This is a genomic window from Ruminobacter amylophilus (assembly GCF_900115655.1).
GTDB classification, from domain to species: domain Bacteria; phylum Pseudomonadota; class Gammaproteobacteria; order Enterobacterales; family Succinivibrionaceae; genus Ruminobacter; species Ruminobacter amylophilus.
The window spans coordinates 1-2,664 of the sequence record NZ_FOXF01000090.1 but is presented as its reverse complement, the minus strand read 5'-3'; the positions used below and the strand labels follow the sequence as shown (position 1 = coordinate 2,664).

General features: G+C 39.3%; 4 protein-coding genes. 2 read left to right on the top strand and 2 right to left on the bottom strand.

From position 1 onward, the window contains the following. The first annotated feature begins 80 nt into the window (after positions 1 to 80). The gene (locus tag BMY80_RS11810; RefSeq protein ID WP_177178597.1) at positions 81 to 632 is read left to right on the top strand and encodes an extracellular solute-binding protein; all 552 of its coding nucleotides are present in this window, start codon (positions 81 to 83) and stop codon (positions 630 to 632) included. Positions 633 to 850: 218 nt separating this feature from the next. Here BMY80_RS11810 and BMY80_RS11805 read toward each other — a convergent pair whose 3' ends face one another. Next, positions 851 to 1,303 carry a hypothetical protein gene (locus tag BMY80_RS11805; RefSeq protein ID WP_245730195.1) on the bottom strand — a complete coding sequence of 151 codons (453 nt, stop codon included), beginning with the start codon at positions 1,301 to 1,303 and terminating at the stop codon, positions 851 to 853. 94 nt (positions 1,304 to 1,397) lie between these two features. Between BMY80_RS11805 and BMY80_RS11800 the strand changes: the two genes are divergently transcribed. Next, complete coding sequence (locus BMY80_RS11800) at positions 1,398 to 1,637, top strand: hypothetical protein (protein ID WP_093143920.1); 240 nt, start codon at positions 1,398 to 1,400, stop codon at positions 1,635 to 1,637. Positions 1,638 to 1,878: 241 nt separating this feature from the next. Here BMY80_RS11800 and BMY80_RS12470 read toward each other — a convergent pair. After that, positions 1,879 to 2,664: hypothetical protein (locus BMY80_RS12470; RefSeq protein ID WP_218140370.1), on the bottom strand; the 786-nt coding region annotated here is incomplete at its 5' end.

Below are 2,664 nucleotides of genomic sequence, written 5' to 3'. Positions count from 1 at the left end.
CCAGGGAAACAGATTAATTTTTGATATGATTTGAAAAGAAACGACCTTAGAACAAGAAGGTTTCTATAGTCCTGAGGTTTGTGAAAGTTTTACTTAATTATCTTGGATTAAATCCTAACTCATCTGAAAGTGTTGATTATGAGCGAGCTGCTAAATTGTTGACGAAGATTAGACCTTATATTCGATATTTTCGTACATCACAATATTCTGATCTTGCAAGCGGTGACGTATGTGTAGCATTCGGTTGGAGTAGCGAAGTTCTTATCGGAATTGAAAGAGCCCAAAAAGCAAATAAAGGTTTAGAAATTAACTACGTTGTTCCTAAAGAAGGAGCCGTATTATGGTACGACATGATGGCGATACCAGCAGATGCGAAGCATGTCGATAATGCGTACAAGTACATGAATTATATTCTTGAACCAGCAGTAATGGCGGATATATCAAATTACAACCTGTATTCAAATGCCGTTTTACCTGCTTTGGATCTTGCAGATGAGTCAGTAGCATCAAATCCAAATATCACTATACCTGATGATAAAATGAAATTGATGTTTGTAGTAGAACCTCAGGATGAAAAATTAAATGAAGTAATCAACAGTCTTTGGGAAAAGATTAAAAGTTCAAAGAAGTAGATGCTAAATCATTGAGTCCAATCTTGGGAACTTTTGATTTAAAGAACTAGGTTTAAGCCGACAAGTATCTTGTCGGCTTTTGTATATGTGCAAATCGCCCTTATTACCCAAGCGGCTGTTAACCTCCTGAGCTAAACAGCCCAGTCGTTCCATTAGCCAGTTTCACGGACAGGATTTCCTTGCAAACCAGCGGTGGACGGTGAGAAGCATTTCGGCATTCATATTGCTCCCTCAGTGGGATTAAACCAGATGGCATTGAACTCATTGGCAAGCGGATATTTTTTCTTGAAATGAAGATTCACGAAGTCCTGCTCCGGGAAGTACATGAAGTTGCAATGCTGCTCAAGAGTTCTGATGAACTTGTCATAGAGACCGCTGCAGTCTGCCTTGTAGCACATAAGTCCGGTATTGAAATACAGCGGAGTGTTAACTACCTCCTTAAGGTTCATCTGCTTCATCCATTTATCACGATTCTCCCGTTCGCTGCCCCCGAAGATACCGGTCTTGTACTTTGATGTGATTTCCTCAAGCAGAGGAACCACAGAGCCAAGAAACAGAGTATCCAAATCAAAGTTCAGGACACAGTCTGTTTCTAATCCTTTGTGCGATTGCAGGAACGGCACTGCGATGAACCATGAGCCGGTTACCGCCCACGGTGGCAAAAAGGTCATGCTGCGGAAATGATACATAGCGTACCTCTACCAGTTCTTTCGGCAGAATAGCCGTCAGCCTAGGGTCATCAATTATGATGATCCTGAAGAACTTATGAGCAATGAAGGCGAGGAATTTTCAGGAATGAACGAGGCTGAAAGTGAGATGATTTACGAAGAGCTTATCGCGGCCATGCGCAGGAAAGATCCACTCATAGCAGAGGTGTTTACCAGATATCACACCTACGACTGCGATGCTCCGGAAATTGCGGCTGAACTCGGGATAGATAAGCGGAAGGTGTATTATCTGAAACAGCAGGCTGAGCAAATCAGAGATAAGATGATGAACCTGTAAACAGGTATCCTATTTAAGTTTAAGGCGGTGTCTCGGTTAGGAACTGCGACACCGTTGATAACTTTAATGAGGATTAATAGTGGATAATGTATATTAAACAATTCGGAGTAAGTATGACGACCTTATAATCTGAACATTTACCTTCTTCAAGGCGGTGTCGTGGGAGTTACTCCTCGGTACTGCCTATTCTTATTGCCATTCGATGTCTCTCAATACCTAACAGTTTCCCCTATAATTTTACTTACGGATGGGTTATTCCATAGATCATATAAGCAAAATAACCGACTGGTGCCATGAGAACCAGTAGTACCAATATTACGAGTATAACATGAAGCACTAGGTTACCAAATATTCCAAGTTTGACTGTATATTCTTCATTTTCGTCAGGAATCTGTCTTAATGAATCGTCTGCAACATTTACCGGATTTTTCATGTGACTGTCAGACTCTTTATCATTTTCAGTTATCTGCTTAATAACCTCTCTGATGGCACAAAAATAGAGAAAACAATATACACCAATCCCAATTTCAGTAACAAAGGATAACAGAGCACATACCATATACTCCCACCTTATTTCCATACTCCAAAACGGAATCGATATCATAAAAACTAGATTAACGAGCATTAAAATGCACATTACTTTAATATTTCTGCTTTTAAGGGCGCATTGGGGGTAAGAACAGTTTTCAAAATAAGTCACTGAATTTGTTAAGAGAACAATAAAAAAAACAAGGAAAACCAAAAATACAGGTAATAAGCACAACAACATAAGAGGAGAAAAAACAGCCAGTCCCATCAATATCAAAAGGACAATCTGATAAGCAATCATTCTGTTATACTTTTTTAAAAGCTCGTGTGCTCTCATCGTTCTGCCCCTTAAAAGAAACCTTAAAAAGATAATATAGCAAGCACTCAATATTACAGTAGAACTAGCAACATAAATATAACTATCAATGTGAGTGTAGAACGATCGAAAAAGTTGACCACTAAAACGATCGGAAGTTGACCACTCCGATTTTAACTTAAA

What these genes read in the sequence shown, in the direction of transcription:
- BMY80_RS11805 (WP_245730195.1), bottom strand. Translation starts at nt 1,303, where the DNA reads ATGACCTTTTTGCCACCGTGGGCGGTAACCGGCTCATGGTTCATCGCA.
- BMY80_RS11800 (WP_093143920.1), top strand. Translation starts at nt 1,398, where the DNA reads ATGAGCAATGAAGGCGAGGAATTTTCAGGAATGAACGAGGCTGAAAGT.